This window comes from Streptomyces sp. 3-6, assembly GCF_056323165.1.
Window position 1 is genome coordinate 988,536 of the sequence record NZ_JBWHZP010000001.1, and the last position, 21,633, is coordinate 1,010,168.

Sequence of the window (21,633 nt, forward strand, 5' to 3'; positions counted from 1 at the left end):
CCCATGCCAGTCCTCGACCCGAACCCGCAGAACGGCCAGAAGAAGCTCCTCCTGGTCTTCGGCTCGTTCTTCGCCATCTTCATCGTCATCGGCGTCGTCGCCAGCTTGCTCGCCCCCTGACGCACGGCTACCCGCGCGGTGGCCCGCTGGCCCGCGCGGTCGGCCGGCCCATCCCGCGCGGACGTTCGAGCTGTCCTGGGCGGTCGCCCCGCCGGTCCCGCGCGGTCGGCCGGGCTGTCCTGCGCGGTCGCCCCGGCCGTTCCCGACGAACCGAGGCCGAGGCGGTCCGGTCGTCGCGGGTGCCCCTCCCGGGTGCCCTGCCGCCGCGGGGGGAGGGCGTCCACCGCCTCTGCCGCCCCGGGGAGGACATCCACCGCCCCTGCCCTTCTGCCCGCCCGGTGCTCCCTTCGCCCCGGCGTCTCGGCCGTGCCGTCCGCCCCGGGGGCCCGGGCCGTCCGGTGCGTGGTGGGGCTCGCCCCCGTATCCCCTAGGGGGACAGGCTCAGGGTCAAGTGGGTGGATCACCTGATGGGTTGGTGCCCGCCGGGTCCGTACCTTCGAGATGTGGCCGCGGGACGCGGTCCTCGGAACGGATTCCTCGCGGAGCGGAGGCCCTCATGACGGCGCGCACCCATCCCCGGCCCCGTCCCGCCCCGCAGGGCGGCGGCGCCGGCGCCCGGCTGCCCTGGTGGGCCCTGGCCCTGCCCGCGCTCGCCTTCGTGACGCTGCTGACCCTCGTCCTGAACCCCGCCGAGGCCCACGCGGCGGGCGGCGAACCCGCGATAGCGCACCTCGTCGAACGCGCGCAGCAGCTCATGGGCCGGTGAGCCCCTCGGGGGAGGGCCTTCAACTCCCTGCGCCTCGTGGCCTGTTTCATGCGAAGCTGGGTGACATGAGCGTCGCAGAACCCCGCAGGATTGTCCTCTTCCGGCATGCGAAGGCCGACTGGCCCCCGGTCAACGACCATGAGCGCCCGCTCGCCGAGCGGGGCCGCATGGACGCGGCAGTCGCCGGTCGCAAGCTGGCCGACTCCGACATCGCCTTCGACCTGGCCCTGTGCTCCACCGCGACCCGCACCCGGGAAACCTGGAAGCTGGCGGTCCAGGAATTCCCGCAGCGACCGAAAACCGTCTACGAGGAGCGGATCTACGAGGCGTCGCCCGGCGAGCTGATCGCCCTGCTGAACGAGACCTCCGACGACGCGCAGAACGTCCTGCTGGTCGGCCACAACCCCGGCATCCAGGGCCTCGCCGACATCCTGGCCGGCTCGGACGAGGCGGACGCCCGCGAGCGCATGAACCGCCGGGGCTACCCCGCCGCGGCCTTCGCCGTGCTGTCCTTCACCGGTTCCTGGAAGTCCCTGGAGCCGGGCGTCGCCACGCTGGTCGACTACTGGGCGCCCAGCGAGTGACGTCCCCCGCCTGACGGGCGTCCGGTGCCCGGCGGGAAGCGGTGCCGCACCCGGTGAGAAGCGATGCCGGACCTCTCACACACGGTGCACGGCCCGGACACGCGGCGTAGCGCGCGGGTCCGGGCCGTGCCGTGTCCCGTGTGGGCTGCTCGGTGGGCTGTCCCGTGTGCCGCGGGGAGGGCGGCGGTCCGCTCAGGCGAGGTCGATGGTGTCCGCCGCCTCGACCTCCTCGCGCGTGATGCCCAGCAGATACAGCACCGTGTCCAGGAAGGGCACGTTGACCGCCGTGTGGGCCGCCTCGCGCACCACCGGCTTGGCGTTGAAGGCCACCCCGAGACCGGCCGCGTTCAGCATGTCCAGGTCGTTGGCGCCGTCGCCGATCGCCACCGTCTGGGAGAGCGGCACCCCCGCTTCCGCCGCGAACCGACGCAGCAGCCGTGCCTTGCCCGGCCGGTCGACGATCTCCCCGGTGACCCGGCCCGTCAGCTTCCCGTCGACGATCTCCAGGGTGTTCGCATGGGCGAAGTCCAGCCCCAGCCGTTCCTTGAGGTCGTCCGTGACCTGGGTGAACCCGCCGGACACCACGCCGACTTGGTAGCCCAGCCGCTTGAGCGTGCGGATCAGGGTGCGCGCACCGGGCGTCAGCCGGACCTCGCTGCGCACCTTGTCCACCACGGACGCGTCCAGCCCCTCCAGCAGCGCCACCCGGGCGTGCAGGGACTGCTCGAAGTCCAACTCGCCGCGCATGGCGGCGGACGTCACGTCGGCCACTTTGTCCTCGCAGCCCGCGTGGGCGGCGAACAGCTCGATCACCTCGTCCTGGATGAGCGTGGAGTCCACGTCCATGACGACCAGGCGCTGCGCCCGCCGGTGCAGCCCGGCCGCGACGACCGCCACGTCGACCCCGAGCCGTGCGGACTCGGTCACCAGCGCGGTGCGCAGCGGCTCGGTCTCCACCCCCGACACCGCGAACTCCACGGCGGTGACCGGGTACTTGGCGAGGCGGAAGATCCGGTCGATGTTGCCGCCAGCGTCGGTGATGCGGGCGGCGATCGACGCCGCCGCCTCGGAGGTGAGGGGATGGCCCAGCACGGTGACCAGGGAACGGCCCAGCCCGCGCGGACGGTTGTCGCCGATGCCGGAGATGATCTCCGCCTGCAGCTTCATCGACTCCGCCCAGCTGTGCACGGTGGCCCGCAGATGTCCCTCCAGGCCCCGGGGCGGCTCGGTCACGAGCGCGCACAGCACGATACGGCCACGGGTGACGACCTGCTCGATGTCGACGACGTCGACCGAGTAGGCGGCGAGGGTGTCGAAGAGGCCGGCCGTGATGCCCGGCCTGTCCTTGCCGAAGATCTTGACAAGGAGAGTGGGTACGTCGGTGGTCTGCGATGCGCTCATGGTGGTCTTACCGTATCCGGCACCCCGTGCCCCCCGCCGCCTCGGTCCGCCTGACGGACAGGCCGACGACCGGCGGGACGGGCGGCCGTCGGGCAGCCGAAGGGCAGCCGGGCGCGAACGTCGGAACGACGACGCGGGCGGGGCCTCGGGGGAGCCGGGGGCCCGGGGGAGGACCCCGTCGGTACGAGGACGGGAGCGGCATGGCCCGAGCGCCGGACCGTGGCCGTGACCGCCGTGGAGGCCACCGTCCGGGACCGTCGTCCGGGCCGCCGGTGACGGGGGAGCGGCTGGCTCGTCCGGCAGCAGTGTCCGCGGGCGGGGAGGGACGCGGGGCGGGGGGCCGGGGAGCCGGGAGGGGCGGCTCCCGGGTCGGGGATGAGGAGAGCGGAAGCCCCCAGGACGCCGGGGGTCCGTGCAGCAGAAACCCGGCCACAGGAGGCCCTGCGGGCAAGAACCCTGGGGCGGAGGCCCCCGGGAAGCGGGCAGCTTCAAGCTTCGGCTCCCGGGTCAGCCTCCGCCGCCCGGCGCGCGCGGTGCCGGGGGAGGGGGCGGTGGCGGAGGGGGTGGTCCGTCGTCCGGTCGCCGCGGGGAGCGCCTCCGTGCGGCGCCGCTGCCCTGCTGTCCGCGCCGGGGCGGCTCGACGGGCCGGATCACGGTGGGCGCCCCGTGGACGTCGGCCTCACCGGAGCCGCCGGAGCCGCCGGAGCCGTCGGCATTGCCGGAGTCGCCGGGAGGGGCGGGCTCCGTGGGTTCCGGCGGAGCCGGGTCCGCACCGGGCGGCCGGGGGTTCCCGGACGGTGGCCGGGCCACCCACGACGGCGGCCGGAACCCCTCGGCCCCGGCGTCCCCGTCACCCCGCGGCCGAGCCCGTCGGGTCGGGTCCCCGGTGCCGTGTGCATCCGGCAGGAAAGGGGCTTCGGGGCTGTGCGTCTCCCGTCGGGTCGGGTCCCCGGCGCCGTGTGCGTTCGGCCAGGACGGGGCTCCGGGCCCATGTACATCCGTCCCGGACGGAACGTCGGAGCGGTGGGCCTCCGGTCGGCCTTGCGCCTCGGCTCGGCCGTCCGCCGGTGCGGGCCACCCGTCGGACGGACGCGCGTCCCTCGGCCCGCCGGGCTCCTCCGCCCCGGGCATCCGCAGATACGGGTTCGTGTCCGGGTTCGGCGGTCGGTACGGCGTTCCCGGCGTGTACGGCCCGCGCCGCACCCCGACCTCCCGGTCCCGACCCTCCCGTCCCGCATCCCCCCGATCGGTGCCCGTCCGGCCGTCGCCCGCCCGCCCGAAGCGCACTCGACCATCGCCGGCTTGGCCGAAACTCACCTGGTCTTCGCCCGCCCGGTCGGACGTCACCCGGCCCTCGCCGGTTCGACCGCTGCCCGCCCGGCCCCCGCCCTCCCCGCCGGCCCCCTCCCGACGCTTCCCGCTGAGCCCCGCCCCGCCCCCGACTGCCCCGCCCTGTTCCCCGGGGCCCGCCGACGCACCGCCCGCCGCCCCGGCCTCACAGCCGCCGTCATACCCCGCACCGTCCGCGGACCTCCCGGACTCCCCGGACCCCCGGGGCCACCCGGACGACGCGACCGGTCCGGACGACCCGGACCACCTCCACCCCGCCTGCCCCGACCCCCCGGCGACGACCGCGCCTCCCGCGCCTCCCACACTGCCCACGCCTCCCACACCTCCCGCACCGCCCGCGCCCCCGGAACCCACCGCCGTTGCCCCCGCCCCCGCACCGGCGCCGCCCCCCGCGCCACCGAAGCCGCCCCCTGCCGCCGAGGCCGCCGCCCGGGTGCCCGCCGCACGAGCCAGCAGCGCGCCCGCGCCCCCCGCGCCCGCGCCCCACGCGGCGCCCAGCAGCAGGGCCGTGCCCGTGTCGCCGTGCAACCGCAGCCCGGCGTCGAAGGCGTCGAAGCCGAGGACGGTCAGCGAGGCGTCGACCGACGCCCGCGTCAGCCGCACCAGCACCGGGAGCGCGACGGCGGTGGCCGCGCCCAGGCGCAGGGCGCAGTGCCCGGCGAAGGCGGCCGGTGTTCCCATGGCCGGCGTGCGCGCCGCCGTCAGCACGCCCGCCAGCAGCATCGCCACGGCGGACGCGACGCCCAGCAGCCACACCCGCTCGTCGAGCTCGGCCAGCCTCCCCAGGGTGACGGACCCCCCGGCCCCGTCCCGCAGCAGCTCGTCCAGCGGATGCGGCAGCGCCCCGAGCAGCGCTCCCGAAGCCCGCCCGTCCCAGGGCACGCCCAGGCCCACCGGCAGACCGAGCCACACCCCGTTCGGCGCCCCCAGCAGCGCAGCCCCCACGATCCGCTGCGGCCGGTCGTCGCCCACGGCCGCGTAGCCGGCCGCCGCGCACCCCGCCGCCACCGCCACCAGCAGCACGGTGACGAGGGCGGACACCGCCGGGCGCACCGTCCGGTGCACCGCTTCCCACCCGCGCGGCAGGGGCGTACGGCGCGAGGCCGCCAGGGCGACGGCCGACACCCCGAGGGCCCACAGCGCGGCGCCGAGCACCGTCGGCACCGCGTCGACGCGGTATCCCATCGCGGCCTCCGCCCCGACGAGGTCACCGGCCCCGTCCGGCACCGGCACGCCGGCCTCCCCGAGATCGCCCAGGCCCGGCAGGTCGATCCCGCCACCCCCGTCCCAGCCGGGCAGACCGCCGAGCCCCAGCGAGCCGCCGTCCACGACGATGACGTCGTCGCCCGCCCAGACCAGCCCGCCCGCCATCGCCGCGCACAGCACGACCACCGCCCCGGTCCGGGCGGCCAGTTCGGCCACCGGGACCGTCCCTCCCCTCCCCGCCGACCGCAGCGACCGCAGGAGGACGAGGGCCAGCAGCAGCGCGCCGACCAGGCTCACGCCCAGTGGCGTGATCGCGACCGCGGTGGTCGCCTCCGCGCCCGACAGCCCGAACGCGGACACATCGGCCGGCCCGAACGCCGACACGTCGGCCGGCCCGAACGACTCGGCCGGTCCGAGCACGTCGGCCGGCCCGAACGACTCGGCCGATCCGAACACGTCGGTCGGCCCGGACACGGACACGTCGGCGGACGGCGTGACCGAACCGCCGGCCCCCAGCGCCACCACCGCCGCCGTCATGGGTCCGAGGGCGCCCGCCGCGTCCGCGTCCAGCAGGTGCAGGCCCAGCGCCGCCGTGCCGGCCATCCCGATCAGCGCCCAGCCGACCGCCGTGACCGCGCAGATCACGACGTCCATCCAGGGCACCCGCCCGCCGTCCCGTCCCGCGGTGCCCGCACGCGTGGCAGCCCCCATGGCGAACCCCCCGTCCCCGGCGCGGCACGGTTGCCGCGCATGTCCCCCTCGCCTGGATTACCACGCTCCGGGCCGATTTCAACCCCGTCGGCGTGATGGGTCGAAAAACGTTGGTGCGGGCTCGTGACAAGGCCCGACTTTCGGTCAGGGGGGCGACCCTGGAATAGTGCCCCCCGATGTTCGACATCCCTAGACTCCCTGCGACGGGGGAAAATCGGGGGACAACTCAGTGGGGCATGGAGTGCCGGAACTCGTACTGGAATCAAACGGACGTACCTGGACGCTCGATCCGTCCAGGACCTACGCCCTGGGACGCGATCCGCAGGGCGATGTCGTGCTCGACGACGCCAGGGTCTCCTGGCGGCACGCCACGATCAGCTTCAACGGCCACCGTTGGGTCATCGTGGACCACGGCAGCACCAACGGCACGTTCGTGCAGGGGCAACGCATCCACCATCTGGAGGTCGGCTCCGACACGGCACTGAACCTGGGCAACGCCACCGACGGCCCGCGCGTGACGCTGACCGGTGTCGCAGCCGCGCCGCACCAGGCGCCGCCGCAGCAGGCGCAGCCCCAGCAGCAGCCGTACGCGGCCCAGGGGGCTCCGGGTGCCCATCCGGGCTGGCAGCAGCAGGCCCCGCCGCAGCAGCCGCCCGCGCACGCCGGCCACCCGCAGCCGCAGCAGGGCGCGCCGCAGCAGCCCGCGCCGCGGGTCCCGCAGCAGCAGAGCCCCGGCGGCGGACCGGGCGCACCGGTCTACGGCGACCGCAGCCCGACCACGTTCCACCAGTTCTCCCTCGGCCGCGTGATGCGCATCGGCCGCGCCCTGGAGAACGACCTCGTCGTCTCCGACCTCCAGGTCTCCCGCAACCACGCCGAGTTCCACGCGACGCCCGACGGGCGCATGGAGATCCGTGACCTCGGCTCGCACAACGGCACGTACGTCAACGGTGTGCCGATCCCCAAGGGTGGCTCGCAGCTGCTCGGCCCGACCGACATCGTCGGCGTGGGCCACTCGACGTTCCGGATCGTCGGGGACCGGCTGGAGGAGTTCGTCGACACCGGTGAGGTGTCCTTCTCCGCCCGTCACCTGACCGTCACGGTCGACGGCGGCAAGCAGATCCTCAAGGACGTCTCCTTCGGCGTGCCGGAGAAGTCACTGATCGCGGTCATCGGCCCCTCCGGCTCGGGCAAGTCGACCCTGCTCAAGGCGCTCACCGGCTACCGCCCCGCGAACCAGGGCGAGGTCCTCTACGACAACCGCGACCTCTACAAGCAGTTCGCCGAGCTGCGCCAGCGCATCGGTCTGGTCCCGCAGGACGACATCCTGCACAAGGAACTGAGCGTCAAGAAGGCCCTCACGTACGCGGCGAAGCTGCGCTTCCCGGCCGACACCACGGCCGCCGAGCGGGCGTCCCGCATCGACGAGGTGCTGCGCGAGCTGAAGCTGGACATCCACAAGGACAAGAAGGTCACCTCCCTGTCCGGCGGCCAGCGCAAGCGTGTGTCGGTGGCGCTGGAGCTGCTGACCAAGCCCTCGCTGATCTTCCTGGACGAGCCGACGTCCGGTCTCGACCCGGGCATGGACCGCGACGTCATGCAGCTGCTGCGCGGCCTCGCCGACGACGGCCGCACCGTGCTGGTCGTCACCCACTCGGTGGCCGAGCTGGCGATCTGCGACAAGCTGCTGGTGATGGCGCCGGGCGGCTCGGTGGCCTACTTCGGCCCGCCCGAGGAGGCGCTGAACTTCTTCGGCTACGACACCTGGGCCGACGTCTTCTCCGCCTTCGAGAACTACCGCGACTACGACTGGGCGGGCCGCTGGAAGGGTTCGCAGCACTACCAGATGTACGCCGCGGACATCGACGCGGTCGCCCCGCAGTCCGTACAGGTCCCGGCGATGCAGGCGATGAAGCCGCCGAAGCCGCAGGGCTGGATGTCGCAGTTCGCCACCCTGGTGCGCCGCTACGTCTCGGTGATCGCCTCCGACAAGGGCTTCCTCGCCCTGATGGTGATCCTGCCGGCGGTGCTCGGCGCGGTCAGCCTGCTCATCGACGCGGACAAGGGCCTGCTGCCGAACCCGCCCAACCCGCAGACCGGCCGGATCGTCCCGAACGGTACGGCGACGACGGTGCTGCTGATCCTGGCGGTCGGCGCCTGCTTCGCGGGCGCGGCGAACTCCGTGCGCGAGCTGATCAAGGAACGGGTGATCTACGAGCGGGAGCGCGCCACCGGCCTGTCCCGCTCGGCGTACCTGATGTCCAAGGTGTTCGTCCTCGGCATGATCACGGTGTTCCAGGGACTGCTGGTCGGCGTGATCGGCTTCTCCAGCCGGGAGCTCCCGGAGGAGGGCCTGGTCCTCGGGGGCTTCACGCTGCTGGAGCTCTCCCTGCCGATCATGGCGCTCGGCTTCACCTCGATGATGTTCGGCCTGATCATCTCCTCGCTGGTGAAGACCGCCGAGAAGACCATGCCGCTGCTGGTGATGTTCGCGATCGTCCAGGTGGTGTTCACGGGCTGTCTGTTCGCGCTGCACGGCTCGATCGGCGTCAACCAGTTCTCGTTCCTGATGCCGTCCCGTTGGGCGGTCGCCGCGGCGGGCGCCACGCTGGACTTCAACCGGATCAGCCCGCCGGAGACGCCCGGCGACACCGACCCGCTGTGGGAGCACACGGTCGGCGCGTGGGCGATGGACATGGGCGCGCTCATCGTGCTCGGCGTGATCTGCGGGTTCTTCGTGGCCCGCTTCCTGCGCCGCCACGAGCCGGAGGTCATGCGGAAGTAGCCGCCGCGGCCCGGCTGCTTTCCCTAGCCGCCGCGGTCCGGCTCCCCGACGCCCGAAGGGCGGCACCCGGTCAGGAGGGTGCCGCCCTTCGGCGTGTGCGTGCGCGTCGGACGCGGGATACAGAGGTCCGCGCCGACCTCAGTACGCGCTGTCGACGTTGTCCATGGTGCCGTAGCGGTCCGCCGCGTAGTTGCAGGCGGCCGTGATGTTGGCGACCGGGTCGTAGATGTTCTTCGAGGTGCCCGGGACGTGGTAGGCCTCAAACGTCGGCGGGATCACCTGCAGCAGACCCTTGGACGGGATGCCGTTCTTGGCGTTGATGTCCCAGAGGTTGATCGCCTTCGGGTTGCCGGAGGACTCGCGGATGATGTTGCGGTGGATGCCCTCGTAGGAGCCGGGGATGCCGTGCTTCTTCATGATGTCGAGGGACTCGCGGATCCAGCCGTCGAGGTTGTTCGCGTAGGTCTTCTTGGCGGCCTTCTTCACCTGCGTGCGCTCGGCGGCGCGGCTGGCGCTCTCCTGGGCCTGGCGGGCCTGCTCCGCCTTCTTCGCCGCGGCGGCCTTCTTCTTCGCGGCGGCCTGGGCCTTCGCGTGGGCCTCGGCCTTCTTCTTCGCCGCGATCTGCTCGGCCTTCACGCTGGCGCCCGCGAGCTGGTCGGTGACGCTGGCCTTGACGTCGGTGATCTGCTCGGTGCTGTAGGCCACCTTGGCCGCCGGAGCAGCTGCCTCGCTCGAAACGGTCGTCGACGCGTCGCTCGGCACGGCCGAGATCCCGATCGCGGCGGCGCCGAGGGCGGCGACACCGGCGGCGGCGATCTTGTGATGGCGGCTCAGGGCGCGACTGTGACCACGGGTGAGGATGTTCTTCGGCATGGGGGGTCGGACCTCTTCGAATAGCGCGGAGGTCGCTCGGCGTCCGGTGGGGACAGTGGTGCTTCCGGCACGAACGCCGCGGGGAGGACCCACGGCGCTGAGCGACGGCAGCCATTCTTAGCGGCAGCAAAATGGGGTGGCAAAGATGTGACGTACGAAGCCGGGTAGTGGACCCGGGAGGGGTAAATCGGTACAAGCTGGACTGAACGGGCCGCTCACGTGGGCGGTATGTATCTCCTACTCCTGTTCGTACGTGATGTGCGCCCTATGCCCGGCCTCACACCCCACCCGCTCCCGCCTCACGCGCAGTTGCTGGCGCAATGCACTGGGTGAGGCCTGGCGCGGGCGTCCCCCACGACGTGCCCGCGCCGCTCCACTACGGCGTCGGCGGCAGCAGCAGGTGCACGTCCCCGAACTCGTGCCACAGGTACCGCGCCCGCAAGGCCTCCTCGTAACCCCGCGCCACCGCCTCCCGCCCGGCGACCGCCTCCAGCATCAGCAGGTGCGACGCCTCCGGCTCGTGCAGACCGGTCAGCAGCCCGTCCACCACCCGCACCCCGCGGGCCGGCGTCACCACCAGGTCCGTCCAGCCCGCCCGGGCCCGCACCACACCGTCCGCCCCGGCCGCCGACTCCAGCGCCCGCACCGCCGTCGTCCCCACCGCGACCACCCGCCCGCCGCGCGCCCGCACCGCGTTGACCAGCCACGCCGACGTCTCCGGCACCGCGAACCGCTCCGGGTACGGCGGCTCGTGCACCTCCGCCGAGGCCACCCCGGTGTGCAGCGTGACCGGCGCGAACCTGATCCCCCTGCTCACCAGCTCCGCCACCAGCCGCCCCGTGAACGGGCGCCCCGCACTCGGCATCTCCGCACTGCCCGCCCCGTCCGACGGCGGCAGCGCGAACACCGTCCGGTACGCCGACAGCGGCTGGTCCCGCTCCGTGTACGCGTACCGGATCGGCCGCCCGTACTCCCGCAGCAGCCCGAGGACGTCCCGGCTCACCCGCGCCCACCACAGCCGGTCGCCCCGGGCACTCAGCGGCGCCTCCAGGACCAGCCGCGCCCCGCCCGGCAGCCGCACCCCCGCCCCCGCGCGCCGCGCTCCACGCGGGCGGGTGGTGCCCCGCCCGTCCGGCTCCCGCAACTCCACCGCCCAGCGGCCGTCGTCACCGCACGTGGAAAAGTGCACCACCACCCGCTCGCCGCCGGTCCGCCCGTCGACGGCCGCCGCCAGCGTCGGCGAGGTGTTCACCACCAGCAGGTCCCCGGCCCGCAGCAGCCGCCCCAGCTCCCCGAACGCGTGGTGCGTCACCCGCGTGCCCCGGGACACCAGCAGCCGCACGGCGTCCCGGCCGAGCCCCGGCCCCCGCTGCTCCGCCGGCACCCGGGCCGACAGCTCCTCGGGCACCCGCACCGCCACGGTCACGGCCGGACCCCCGCGAGCGTCGCCGCCGCGTACCGCCCGCTCACCGGCCGCTCGTCCAGCAGCCGCAGGAAGGCGGGCACCACCCCGGACGGCTCCGGCCGCGGCGCGTCGTCGCCCGGCACGGCCGCCGCGTACAGGTCCGTCGCCATGTCCCCCGGGTCCACCGCCCACACCCGCAGCCCCGGCTCCTCCACCCCCAGCACCGCCGCCAGGTGGTCCAGCCCCGCCTTGGACGCCCCGTACCCGCCCCACTCCGGGTACGCCTCGACGGCGGCGTCCGAACTCACCGTGATCACCGCGCCCTCCCGGGACGCCCGCAGCAGCGGCAGCGCCTCCTGCACCAGCCCCAGCGCCGCCACCAGGTTCACCTCCAGCGCCCGCCGCAGCCCGCCCAGCGGCAACCGCTCCAACGTCACCAGCGGCTCGGCCCCCAGCGCGCTCGCGTTGTGCACCAGCAGGTCCGGCCCGCCCAGCCGCCGGGCCGCCGCCACCAGCTCCGCGCGGTGGGCCGCGTCCGCCACGTCGCCCGGCAGAGCCGTCACCCGCGTCCCGTGCGCGGACACCCGCCGGGCCGCCTCCGCCAGCCGCACCGGAGCCCGCGCATCGAGCACCAGGTCCCAGCCGCGCTCCGCCAGCGCCCCCGCCAGCGCGTGCCCCAGCCCCCTGGACGCCCCCGTGATGATCGCCACCGGCATGCCGTGCCCCTCTCGTCGTGCGCCGCTCGGACGGCGTGATCACAACGTAGGGACGGCGCCGCCCGCCCCGCCTCGGACGCGGGACGCACTCCACCGGGTCCGTTCGCCCTGCACCGCGCACCCCGGGACCCCGGCCCTACGCCCCGTCCGGCGACGGGACCCGGGTCCGCCCCGGGACCTAGGTCCCGGGCCCCGCGGGAGGGGCCACCGGGCCGATCCGCGGCGCCCGCACCCGCCGGTACCGTGAGGACATGAGCCACCGCCCCCGGTCCGGCCTCGCCGCGGTCAGTTCCGCGCTGCTGGCCATGAGCAGGCACCTGGAGGTGCGCGACGTCCTCAAGACGATCGTCGCCTCGGCCCGCGAACTGCTCGACGCGCAGTACGCCGCGCTCGGCGTGCCCGACGACCACGGCGGCTTCTCCCAGTTCGTCGTCGACGGCGTCAGCGACGCCCAGTGGAAGGCCATCGGCCCCCTCCCGCGCCAGCACGGCATCCTCGCCGCGATGCTGCGCGAGGCCACCCCCCAGCGCCTCGCCGACGTGCGCCGGGACCCCCGCTTCGAGGGCTGGCCCAGCGCCCACCCCGACCTGGTCGACTTCCTCGGCCTGCCCGTCCGCGACGGCGACGAGGTCATCGGCGCCCTCTTCCTGGCCAACAAGAACTGCCCCAAACCCGAGGGCACCTGCGGCTTCACCGAGGACGACGAGGAACTGCTCGGCATCCTCGCCCAGCACGCGGCGATCGCCCTCACCAACGCCCGCCTCTACGAACGCAGCCGCGAGCTGACCATCGCCGAGGAACGCTCCCGGCTGGCCCACGAACTGCACGACGCCGTCAGCCAGAAGCTGTTCTCCCTGCGCCTGACCGCCCAGGCCGCCGCCCGCCTCGTCGACCGCGACCCCTCCCGGGCCAAGGGCGAGCTCCAGCAGGTGGCCGTCCTCGCCGCCGAGGCCGCCGACGAACTGCGCGCCGCCGTCGTCGAGCTGCGCCCGGCGGCCCTGGACGAGGACGGACTCGTCGCCACCCTCCGCACCCAGGTCCAGGTCCTCGACCGCGCCCACACCGCCCGGGTCACCTTCACCGTCCACGGCGTGCGGGCCCTGCCCGCCGCCCAGGAGGAGGCGGTGCTGCGGGTGGCCCAGGAAGCCCTGCACAACGCCCTGCGGCACGCGGACGCCGACCGGGTCGACGTCACCCTGGAGCGGCGGGGCGCCGGCGCCGTCCTGCGGGTCACCGACGACGGCGGCGGCTTCGACCCGCGCCTGGTCCGCCGTGCCGGACGCCACCTCGGACTGGTCTCCATGCGGGACCGGGCGAGCGGCGTCGGCGGCAGCCTCGGCGTGACGTCCGAGCCCGGCAAGGGCACCACGATCGAGATGGAGGTCCCCGGTGGCTGACGCAATCAGGGTGCTCCTGGTCGACGACCACCAGGTGGTCCGCCGGGGACTGCGCACCTTCCTGGAGGTGCAGGACGACATCGAGGTCGTCGGGGAGGCGGCGGACGGCGCCGAGGGGGTCGCCCTCGCCGGGGAGCTGCGGCCGGACGTCATCCTCATGGACGTGAAGATGCCCGGCATGGACGGCGTGGAGGCGCTGCGCCGGCTGCGCGAGCTGGACCACCCCGCCCGGGTGCTGGTCGTCACCAGCTTCACCGAGCAGCGCACGGTGGTCCCGGCCCTGCGCGCGGGCGCCGCCGGATACGTCTACAAGGACGTCGACCCCGACGCCCTGGCCGGGGCCATCCGCTCCGTGCACGCCGGGCACGTGCTGCTCCAGGCGGAGGTGGCCGGCGCGCTCCTGTCGCAGGAGGACACCGGGCCGGGACACGGACGGGCGGGTTCGCTCACCGAGCGGGAGCGTGAGGTGCTGGGGCTGATCGCGGACGGCCGCTCCAACCGCGAGATCGCCCGCGCCCTGGTGCTCTCCGAGAAGACGGTGAAGACGCACGTCTCCAACATCCTCATGAAGCTGGACCTGGCGGACCGCACCCAGGCCGCCCTGTGGGCGGTGCGGCACGGAGTGAGCGGCTGACCCGCTACGCCCCGGCCGGGCGGATGGTTCCCTTCCGGTGAGAGATTCATACCGTCGTGGGAATGTCCCCCGGATGGCGCATCCTTCTTCGGCCCCCGGCGTTGCTCAGTGCGTGCTGCGGCGCCTGCCGCGGCCTCGCAAGGAGGGGTTGGAAAGTGAAGAACCTGAAGAAGGCAGCGGCCGTCACGATGATCGCCGGCGGTCTGCTTGCCGCCGGCACGGGCATGGCCTCCGCCACGGACGGCGCCCACGCCGACGGCATCGTGGCGGGCTCCCCGGGCGTCGTCTCGGGCAACGTCATCCAGGTCCCGGTCGACGTCCCGGTCAACGTCTCCGGCAACACCGTCAACGTCATCGGCCTGCTGAACCCGGCCTTCGGCAACCTGGCCGTCAACCACTGACGCGCCGCGCACCGACGAGGTGACCCCCGGCCTCCCGGCCCCACCCGGGAGGCCGGCCGCCGTCGTACCGACGCCGCCCACACCCGCGCGTCGGCGCCCTTGCGCCGGTGCCCCCGTCCGTCGCCGCTGCTCCCGCGCCCGCGCCGTCGTCCTGGCGCGCGCCCGCGCCGTGCGGCGCGTACCGGTTCACGCCCCGGAGGCGGCCCACCGACCGGCAGGCCCCGGGACCCGTGCGCCCCGCCCGCGGTCCGCGCGCCCTGCCGGACGGCTCGCGCGCCCCCGGCCGCGGCCCGCACCTCCCGCTCCACGCCCCGCGCGGGCGGCCGAGGCCCGGCCCCGCTCAGCGCACGCCGCGCTCGCGCTCCTCCACCGCCGCGTTGTACGCCGCGACCTGCGCCCGTCGCGCCGTCCGCTCCACCGGCCGCAACGCCGAACCGCGCGCCGCCATCTCCGCCGCGCTCACCGCGCCCCCGTGCCCGTGGGTCCCCGCCAGCGCCACCAGCGCCCCGACCCGCTGCGCCAGCTCCAGCACCCGCACCGCGCGCGGCGGATACCCCGGCGCCAGCACCTCCCGCCCGCGCTCCGCCCGCGCCCGGTACGCGTCGATCGCCGCCTCGGCCACCGGCCCCGACCCGGCCACGTCCAGCCGCGTCAGGACCTCCGTCGCCTCCCGCAACGCCTCCGCCAGCTCCCGCTCCGCCTCACCCAGCGACGGCACGTCGGCGGGCGGCGCCTCCCGCACCGCGAGACAGTGCCAGACGACCTCCACGTGCACATCACCCTCCGGCCCCGCCTCGGCGACCTCCGGCACCAGACCCAGCGCGGCCCCGTGGCAGACCACCGCCTCCCCGGCCTCCAGCGCCCGCGCGTTGAACTCCGGCGGCCCGCTCAGCCCCAGGGGATGCCCCGCCGCCGGCAGCGCGACCCGCAGGCCGGTCGCCCCCAGCGACCGCAGCCGCCCCAGCGCCAGCGTCAGCCCCACCGGGGCCGACTCACCCGGCAGCCCCGCCACCCGGTGCACGGCGTCCTCGCCGACGATCTCCCCTACGGCGTCATCCGGCGGGACAAGTCCGGCGAGAAGGGCATTTCCCCATGCGGCGAGGCGTCCCGAGCGTGGTTCCGACAGCATCCCCCCACCTTAGGCGCGCCCCCGGCCCACCGCGGCAGGCCCGTGCGCGGCCCAAGTACCGGACCGAGGGACCGCCCCGCCCGGCCGGTGGCGTAGATTTCAGGGAGGGCTGCGCCCGATCGGCGCGGCGGACCGAGCCACTGGCGTAAGCGACTGCCGAGACCGGCCACACTGCAAGGGGAGACAACGCGCTCATGAGCGATGTTCTGGAGCTTCAGGACGTATCCGTGGTCCGTGAGGGCCGGGCTCTGGTGGACCAGGTCTCCTGGTCGGTCAAGGAGGGCGAGCGCTGGGTCATCCTCGGCCCCAACGGAGCCGGCAAGACCACCCTCCTCAATATCGCGTCCAGTTACCTCTACCCCAGCAAGGGCACCGCCACCATCCTCGGCGAGACCCTCGGCAGGCCCGGCACGGACGTCTTCGAGCTGCGCCCCCGCATCGGCATGGCCGGCCTCGCCATGGCCGACAAGCTCCCCAAGAAGCAGACGGTCCTGCAGACCGTGCTCACCGCCGCCTACGGCATGACCGCCGGCTGGCAGGAGGAGTACGAGGACATCGACGAGCAGCGCGCCCGCGCCTTCCTCGACCGCCTCGGCATGTCCGAATACCTCGACCGCAGGTTCGGCACCCTCTCCGAGGGCGAGCGCAAGCGCACCCTCATCGCCCGCGCCCTCATGACCGACCCCGAGCTGCTGCTCCTCGACGAACCCGCCGCCGGCCTCGACCTCGGCGGCCGTGAGGACCTCGTCCGCCGGCTCGGCCGCCTCGCCCGCGACCCGATCGCCCCGTCCATGATCATGGTGACCCACCACGTCGAGGAGATCGCCCCCGGCTTCACCCACGTCCTGATGATCCGTCAGGGCAAGGTGCTCGCCGCCGGCCCCCTGGAGCTCGAACTCACCTCCCGCAACCTCTCCCTCTGCTTCGGGCTCCCCCTCGTGGTCGAGCAGGTCGGCGACCGCTGGACCGCCCAGGGCCTCCCGATGGGCTGAACCGCACCCCCGGTCCGCCAAGACCTCTGCCCCTGAACGGTTTTCGGCCGACTTCGGGCAACCGGCGCCCTGTCGGCGACGGGTGTGCGGTCCTACCATGACCATGTGGACATCGACGCATGGTTGTGGTGGCTGATCGGCGCGGCAGGACTCGGCATCGCCCTGGTGATCACCGCGATGCCCGAACTCGGCATGCTCGCGGTCGGAGCCGTGGCCGCGGCGGTGACCTCCGGCGTCTTCGGCGGCGGCGCGGTCGCCCAGGTCGTCGTCTTCACCGTCGTCTCGACGGCCCTCATCGCCGTGGTGCGCCCCATCGCGAACCGGCACCGTGCCGGACGCCCGCCCCAGCTCTCCACGGGCGTCGACGCCCTGAAGGGCAGACAGGCCGTCGTCCTGGAACGCGTCGACCGCTCCGGCGGACGCATCAAGCTCGCCGGCGAGGTCTGGTCCGCCCGCGCGCTGGAGGCCGACCGCGCCTACGAGGTCGGCCAGGAAGTGGACGTCGTCGACATCGAGGGAGCCACGGCCATCGTCATGTGACCGGTCACGCGACCTCACACGACGCAACTGACCCGATACGGTCCCGAGTTGCTCCGCGGTCTGACAGACTCGACCAGCAAGATCTTTCCAGGCACACGACCTGCCGAAGACGCCGAGGCGAAGAAGGGTACGGGGAACCGTCGATGGAACCGATCATCATCGTCCTGATCATCCTGGTGGTGTTGGTCTTCATCGCCCTGATCAAGACCATCCAGGTCATCCCGCAGGCCAGCGCCGCCATCGTCGAGCGCTTCGGCCGCTACACGCGGACCCTGAACGCGGGCCTGAACATCGTCGTCCCGTTCATCGACACCATCCGCAACCGCATCGACCTGCGCGAACAGGTCGTCCCCTTCCCGCCCCAGCCCGTCATCACCCAGGACAACCTGGTCGTCAACATCGACACCGTCATCTACTACCAGGTGACCGACGCGCGGGCCGCGACCTACGAGGTGGCCAGCTACATCCAGGCCATCGAGCAGCTCACCGTCACCACCCTGCGCAACATCATCGGCGGCATGGACCTGGAGCGGACCCTGACCTCCCGCGAGGAGATCAACGCCGCCCTGCGCGGCGTCCTCGACGAGGCCACCGGCAAGTGGGGCATCCGCGTCAACCGCGTCGAACTCAAGGCCATCGAACCGCCCACCTCCATCCAGGACTCGATGGAGAAGCAGATGCGCGCCGACCGCGACAAGCGCGCCGCGATCCTCCAGGCTGAGGGTGTCCGCCAGTCCGAGATCCTGCGCGCCGAGGGCGAGAAGCAGTCCCAGATCCTGCGCGCCGAGGGTGAGGCCAAGGCCGCCGCCCTGCGCGCCGAGGGCGAGGCCCAGGCCGTGCGCACCGTCTTCGAGGCCATCCACGCCGGAGACCCGGACCAGAAGCTGCTGTCCTACCAGTACCTCCAGATGCTCCCGAAGATCGCCGAGGGCGACGCCAACAAGCTCTGGATCGTGCCCAGCGAGATCGGCGACGCCCTCAAGGGCCTCTCCGGCGCCGTCGGCAACTTCGGCGCCATGGGCGGCGGCGGGACGAGCGGCAACGGCGGCGGCTCCACCGGGAGCGTCCCGGCCCAAGAGCGCCGCGAGAAGCCCTCCATCGACTGACCCGCCCGCCCCCACGGCCGGCACCACCGTCCTGACGCTCCCCGCACCGGTCAGGGTGCGGGGAGCCCGTGTGTGGAGGGGGCCCGGGGCGCCGGCCTCCGCCCGGCGTCGCGCGCCCCCGCCTACGCCGCGTCCAGCGTCAGCCACTCCGGGAGCGCCTCGAACTCGGCGGCCCCCAGCGCCAGCAGCATCGCGTCGGCGGGCGTCGGCTCGAACGGCTCACGCAGCAGCGGCATCCCCGCCTGCTCCGGCGTCCGGTTCGCCTTGCGGTGGTTGTCCTCCGCGCACGACGCCACCGTGTTCAGCCAGGTGTCCTGACCCCCGTGGGACCGCGGCACCACGTGGTCCACGGTCGTCGCCCGCCGCCCGCAGTACGCGCACCGGTGACGGTCCCGCACCAGCACGCCCCGCCGGGACCAGGGCGCCCGTCTTCGGAACGGCACCCGCACGTAGTGGCAGAGCCTGATCACCCGGGGCGCCGGTATGTCGACCGCGGCTCCCCGCATGCGCAGTTCGGGGTGGGCCTGCTCGACGACGGCCTTGTCCTGGAGCACCAGAACGACGGCTCGGTTCAGCGTCACCGTCGACAGCGGCTCGAAGCTCGCGTTCAGCACCAGCGTGTCCCGCATACCAGCCCACCTCCTGTGCGCACCGGCCCACCCCCTGGCGGGCTGGGGTCAACTCTGGCCGGGCACGCCGAGATGGACAACGCAATATCCGCTGCTCCGCGGGAGGCATCCGGCACCTCCCGAGACGAAAAATGCCCGCCCCTGGTCAATTCCAAGACCAGGGGCGGGCAAACGTTCGGTGAACGCGGAGATCCGGTCAGGATCCGGCGGGCACCTCGTACTCGGCGATCAGGTGCGCCCGCGCGAGCGTGTGGAAACGCAGGTTGAACCCCACGGCGGCAGGAGTGGCGTCCGCGTCCGGGCCCAGCTTCTCCTGGTCCACGGCGTACACCGTGAACACGTACCGGTGCGGGCCGTCACCGGGCGGCGGCGCGGCACCGCCGAAGTCACGGCTGCCGTAGTCGTTGCGCACGTGGACCGCGCCCTGGGGCAGACCCTCGAACTTCCCGCTGCCCGCCCCCGTCGGCAACTCGGTCACCGAGGCCGGGATGTCGAACACCACCCAGTGCCAGAACCCGCTGCCGGTCGGCGCGTCCGGGTCGAAGCACGTCACCGCGAAGCTCCGGGTCCCCTCCGGGAAACCCTCCCACCGCAGATGCGGCGAGGTGTTCCCCGCGGCGTGGACCTGGGCGTTCTTCAGTGTCGCGCCGTGCTCGACGTCCTCACTCGTCACCGTGAAGGACGGCACGGGCGGATGGAAGTCGTGGGGCAGCGGCCGCCGCTCGAGCTCGGTCACTCGGTACCTCCTGAATCGTCAGCCTTCGGTCACCACCGAGCCTAGAACCAGTTGCGCTTGCTGCCGACCTCCGACAGCCACTGGTTCAGGTACCCGGCCCAATCGGTGCCCTGGTAGTCGTTCAGGCCCACGGTGAAGGAACGGAAGGTGTCGCTGCCCTCACTGAACAGCCCGGGCTTCTTGTCCATCTCCAGCACGACGTCCATGGCCTGCTCGTCGGCCACGAAGCTCAGCTCGACCTGGTTCAGCCCGCGGTACTGCTGCGGCGGGAAGAACTCGATCTCCTGGTAGAACGGCAGCTTCTGCCGCGTCCCGCGGATGTGGCCGCGCTCCATGTCGGCGCTCTTGAAGCGGAAGCCCAGCTGGATGAACGCGTCCAGGATCGCCTTCTGCGCCGGCAGCGGGTGCACGTTGATCGGGTCCAGGTCACCGGAGTCGACCGCACGCGCGATCTCCAGCTCGGTGCTCACTCCGATGTTCATCCCGCGCAGGGCCTGACCGTCGATCATCGTGACCGGCGTCTCCCACGGGATCTCCAGACCGAACGGCACCGCGTGCACCGCCCCCGCCTGCAGCTCGAACGCGCCCCCGAGCCGCGACTTGGTGAACTCGATGTCCTGCTTGTACTCCTGGTCGCCGCTCTCCACCTCGACCTTGGCCTGCAGCCCGACCGACAGCGCCTCGATCTGTTGGTTCACCGAGCCGCCCTGGATCCGCACCTCGCCCTGGACGACACCGCCCGGCACGACGTTGACCTCGTGCAGCACCGTCTCGACCGATGCGCCCCCGGCCCCCAGGCTCGCGAGCAGCTTCTTGAACGCCATGTGTCTCCCCTTGTCGCCCTACGGCCTGTGTGGCCCGTGGCTCTTCCGTGTCCCGCGGACCGTCGTGCGTCGCGGACCGTCGCTCCATAACAACGCGATCGGGCCGTGACCGGTTCCGTGGACGTCACCCTGACAAGAACGGCGTCCCCTGACCACCCCGCGGCACGAGCCGCCTCCAGTACCCTCGGACGGCATGATCGCGACCCCCGACCGTACGCCCCTGCCCCGAGAGTTCTTCGACCGCCCCGTCCTCGACGTGGCCCCCGACCTCCTCGGCCGGATCCTCGTACGCAGCACCCCGGACGGTCCGATCGCCCTGCGCCTGACCGAGGTTGAGGCGTACGACGGCGAGAACGACCCCGGCTCGCACGCCTACCGAGGCCGCACCGCGCGCAACGCCGTGATGTTCGGCCCGCCCGGCCACGTCTACGTCTACTTCACGTACGGCATGTGGTTCTGCATGAACCTGGTCTGCGGCCCCGAGGACCGTGCCGGCGGGGTCCTGCTGCGCGCGGGGGAGATCGTCGAGGGCGCGGAACTCGCCCGGACACGGCGCCTCTCGGCCCGCAACGACAAGGAACTGGCCAAGGGCCCCGCCCGTCTCGCCACGGCACTCGGGGTCGACCGCTCCTTCGACGGCACGGACGCCTGCGCCCCGCACGACACCCCGCTGAGGGTGCTCGGCGGGCAGCCCGTCCCGGCCCACCAGGTGCGCAACGGCCCCCGCACCGGAGTGGCCGGCGAGGGGGCGGTGCATCCGTGGCGCTACTGGATCGCGGACGACCCGACCGTGAGTCCGTACCGCGCCCACGTGCCGAGGCGCCGCCGGAGTTGACTCGGCCCTGCCGGACGCGTAATGTACTCCGGGCCGCTTGAACCGGGTACGGCGATCGCCTGCAGCCGGAAGCGGCCACCCCACTACCTACGATCACCCCTCGGCGGGGTCGAATTCGTCATGTTCCCATGCCCGAATTCGAATCCGCGGGACCCGATTATGAATCGGGCCGGGATATCGGTTAACGTAGTGATCGTCGAAAGGCCGACGGGCGAAAGCCCACCGGCTGACGGCAACCCCGCTGACTGGGGGTCAGGTCGAGAAAAGGATCTGATAGAGTCGGAAACACCGAAGGGAAGCGCCCGGAGGAAAGCCCGAGAGGGTGAGTACGAAGGAAGCGTCCGTTCCTTGAGAACTCAACAGCGTGCCAAAAGTCAACGCCAGATATGTTGATGCCCCGTCCAGCCGGGACATTTGTTTCGGATGGTCGAGGTTCCTTTGAAAAAACACAGCGAGGACGCTGTGAACCATCGGATTATTCCTCCGGTGGTTCCGCTCTCGTGGTGTCGACCCGATCACGGGTACACATTCACGGAGAGTTTGATCCTGGCTC

20 protein-coding genes are annotated in these 21,633 nt (G+C 73.2%); 11 read left to right on the forward strand and 9 right to left on the reverse strand.

Features of this window, described 5'->3' with window-relative positions; translation table 11 throughout:
• Positions 1 to 3 precede the first annotated feature (3 nt).
• The 3 genes from AC02VZ_RS04145 to AC02VZ_RS04155 all read left to right on the forward strand — a co-directional run bounded on the left by AC02VZ_RS04145 (position 4) and on the right by AC02VZ_RS04155 (position 1,410).
• Positions 4 to 120, forward strand: a complete 117-nt coding sequence (locus AC02VZ_RS04145) for an SGM_5486 family transporter-associated protein (RefSeq protein ID WP_362088819.1) — start codon at positions 4 to 6, stop codon at positions 118 to 120.
• A 496-nt stretch (positions 121 to 616) separates the two neighbouring features.
• A complete protein-coding gene (locus AC02VZ_RS04150) occupies positions 617 to 826 on the forward strand; it encodes a hypothetical protein (protein ID WP_432053882.1) in 210 nt (69 codons plus the stop codon).
• Positions 827 to 891: 65 nt separating this feature from the next.
• Positions 892 to 1,410, forward strand: coding sequence for a SixA phosphatase family protein (locus AC02VZ_RS04155; protein ID WP_432053881.1), 519 nt, complete (start codon positions 892 to 894; stop codon positions 1,408 to 1,410).
• Between the two features lie 192 nt (positions 1,411 to 1,602).
• On the opposite strand, the gene serB is transcribed toward AC02VZ_RS04155, so the two are convergent.
• Positions 1,603 to 2,811: a phosphoserine phosphatase SerB gene (serB, locus tag AC02VZ_RS04160; protein ID WP_432053880.1), complete on the reverse strand. Its 1,209-nt coding sequence runs from the start codon at positions 2,809 to 2,811 to the stop codon at positions 1,603 to 1,605.
• A 507-nt stretch (positions 2,812 to 3,318) separates the two neighbouring features.
• On the reverse strand, positions 3,319 to 6,078 hold the full coding sequence (locus AC02VZ_RS04165) for a streptophobe family protein (protein WP_432053879.1): 2,760 nt from the start codon (positions 6,076 to 6,078) through the stop codon (positions 3,319 to 3,321).
• Positions 6,079 to 6,319: 241 nt separating this feature from the next.
• Here AC02VZ_RS04165 and AC02VZ_RS04170 point away from each other — a divergent pair, with 241 nt between their 5' ends.
• Positions 6,320 to 8,863, forward strand: a complete 2,544-nt coding sequence (locus AC02VZ_RS04170) for an ABC transporter ATP-binding protein/permease (protein WP_432053878.1) — start codon at positions 6,320 to 6,322, stop codon at positions 8,861 to 8,863.
• Positions 8,864 to 9,001: 138 nt separating this feature from the next.
• On the opposite strand, the gene AC02VZ_RS04175 is transcribed toward AC02VZ_RS04170, so the two are convergent.
• The 3 genes from AC02VZ_RS04175 to AC02VZ_RS04185 form a co-directional block, all read right to left on the reverse strand.
• Complete coding sequence (locus AC02VZ_RS04175; protein ID WP_432053877.1) at positions 9,002 to 9,736, reverse strand: transglycosylase SLT domain-containing protein; 735 nt, start codon at positions 9,734 to 9,736, stop codon at positions 9,002 to 9,004.
• 376 nt (positions 9,737 to 10,112) lie between these two features.
• Positions 10,113 to 11,162, reverse strand: coding sequence for an S-adenosylmethionine:tRNA ribosyltransferase-isomerase (locus AC02VZ_RS04180; RefSeq protein WP_476474519.1), 1,050 nt, complete (start codon positions 11,160 to 11,162; stop codon positions 10,113 to 10,115).
• Positions 11,159 to 11,857, reverse strand: a complete 699-nt coding sequence (locus tag AC02VZ_RS04185) for an SDR family NAD(P)-dependent oxidoreductase (protein WP_432053875.1) — start codon at positions 11,855 to 11,857, stop codon at positions 11,159 to 11,161. Before AC02VZ_RS04185 ends, AC02VZ_RS04180 begins: the two co-directional genes overlap by 4 nt.
• Positions 11,858 to 12,108: 251 nt before the next feature.
• On the opposite strand from AC02VZ_RS04185, the gene AC02VZ_RS04190 reads away from it, so the two are divergent.
• From AC02VZ_RS04190 to AC02VZ_RS04200, 3 genes are all read left to right on the forward strand, one after another.
• Positions 12,109 to 13,254, forward strand: coding sequence for a GAF domain-containing sensor histidine kinase (locus tag AC02VZ_RS04190; RefSeq protein ID WP_476474520.1), 1,146 nt, complete (start codon positions 12,109 to 12,111; stop codon positions 13,252 to 13,254).
• Positions 13,247 to 13,888, forward strand: coding sequence for a response regulator (locus AC02VZ_RS04195; protein WP_476474521.1), 642 nt, complete (start codon positions 13,247 to 13,249; stop codon positions 13,886 to 13,888). Before AC02VZ_RS04190 ends, AC02VZ_RS04195 begins: the two co-directional genes overlap by 8 nt.
• A gap of 155 nt (positions 13,889 to 14,043) precedes the next feature.
• Positions 14,044 to 14,289, forward strand: coding sequence for a chaplin (locus AC02VZ_RS04200; protein ID WP_476474522.1), 246 nt, complete (start codon positions 14,044 to 14,046; stop codon positions 14,287 to 14,289).
• Positions 14,290 to 14,629: 340 nt separating this feature from the next.
• Here AC02VZ_RS04200 and AC02VZ_RS04205 read toward each other — a convergent pair whose 3' ends face one another.
• On the reverse strand, positions 14,630 to 15,418 hold the full coding sequence (locus AC02VZ_RS04205) for a hypothetical protein (protein WP_432053872.1): 789 nt from the start codon (positions 15,416 to 15,418) through the stop codon (positions 14,630 to 14,632).
• Between the two features lie 194 nt (positions 15,419 to 15,612).
• On the opposite strand from AC02VZ_RS04205, the gene AC02VZ_RS04210 reads away from it, so the two are divergent.
• The 3 genes from AC02VZ_RS04210 to AC02VZ_RS04220 all read left to right on the forward strand — a co-directional run bounded on the left by AC02VZ_RS04210 (position 15,613) and on the right by AC02VZ_RS04220 (position 18,056).
• Complete coding sequence (locus tag AC02VZ_RS04210; protein WP_362088807.1) at positions 15,613 to 16,410, forward strand: ABC transporter ATP-binding protein; 798 nt, start codon at positions 15,613 to 15,615, stop codon at positions 16,408 to 16,410.
• A 105-nt stretch (positions 16,411 to 16,515) separates the two neighbouring features.
• The gene (locus AC02VZ_RS04215; RefSeq protein ID WP_432053871.1) at positions 16,516 to 16,950 is read left to right on the forward strand and encodes an NfeD family protein; all 435 of its coding nucleotides are present in this window, start codon (positions 16,516 to 16,518) and stop codon (positions 16,948 to 16,950) included.
• A 143-nt stretch (positions 16,951 to 17,093) separates the two neighbouring features.
• Positions 17,094 to 18,056, forward strand: coding sequence for an SPFH domain-containing protein (locus AC02VZ_RS04220; RefSeq protein WP_362088805.1), 963 nt, complete (start codon positions 17,094 to 17,096; stop codon positions 18,054 to 18,056).
• 122 nt (positions 18,057 to 18,178) lie between these two features.
• Here AC02VZ_RS04220 and AC02VZ_RS04225 read toward each other — a convergent pair whose 3' ends face one another.
• The 3 genes from AC02VZ_RS04225 to AC02VZ_RS04235 form a co-directional block, all read right to left on the reverse strand.
• On the reverse strand, positions 18,179 to 18,685 hold the full coding sequence (locus AC02VZ_RS04225) for an HNH endonuclease (RefSeq protein WP_432053870.1): 507 nt from the start codon (positions 18,683 to 18,685) through the stop codon (positions 18,179 to 18,181).
• A 196-nt stretch (positions 18,686 to 18,881) separates the two neighbouring features.
• The gene (locus AC02VZ_RS04230; RefSeq protein ID WP_432053869.1) at positions 18,882 to 19,421 is read right to left on the reverse strand and encodes a YbhB/YbcL family Raf kinase inhibitor-like protein; all 540 of its coding nucleotides are present in this window, start codon (positions 19,419 to 19,421) and stop codon (positions 18,882 to 18,884) included.
• A gap of 41 nt (positions 19,422 to 19,462) precedes the next feature.
• On the reverse strand, positions 19,463 to 20,245 hold the full coding sequence (locus AC02VZ_RS04235; protein ID WP_432053868.1) for a sporulation protein: 783 nt from the start codon (positions 20,243 to 20,245) through the stop codon (positions 19,463 to 19,465).
• A 193-nt stretch (positions 20,246 to 20,438) separates the two neighbouring features.
• Between AC02VZ_RS04235 and AC02VZ_RS04240 the strand changes: the two genes are divergently transcribed.
• Positions 20,439 to 21,080 (forward strand): DNA-3-methyladenine glycosylase, encoded by a 642-nt coding sequence (locus tag AC02VZ_RS04240; protein ID WP_432053867.1) that lies wholly within the window; start codon positions 20,439 to 20,441, stop codon positions 21,078 to 21,080.
• The last annotated feature ends 553 nt before the right edge of the window (positions 21,081 to 21,633 follow it).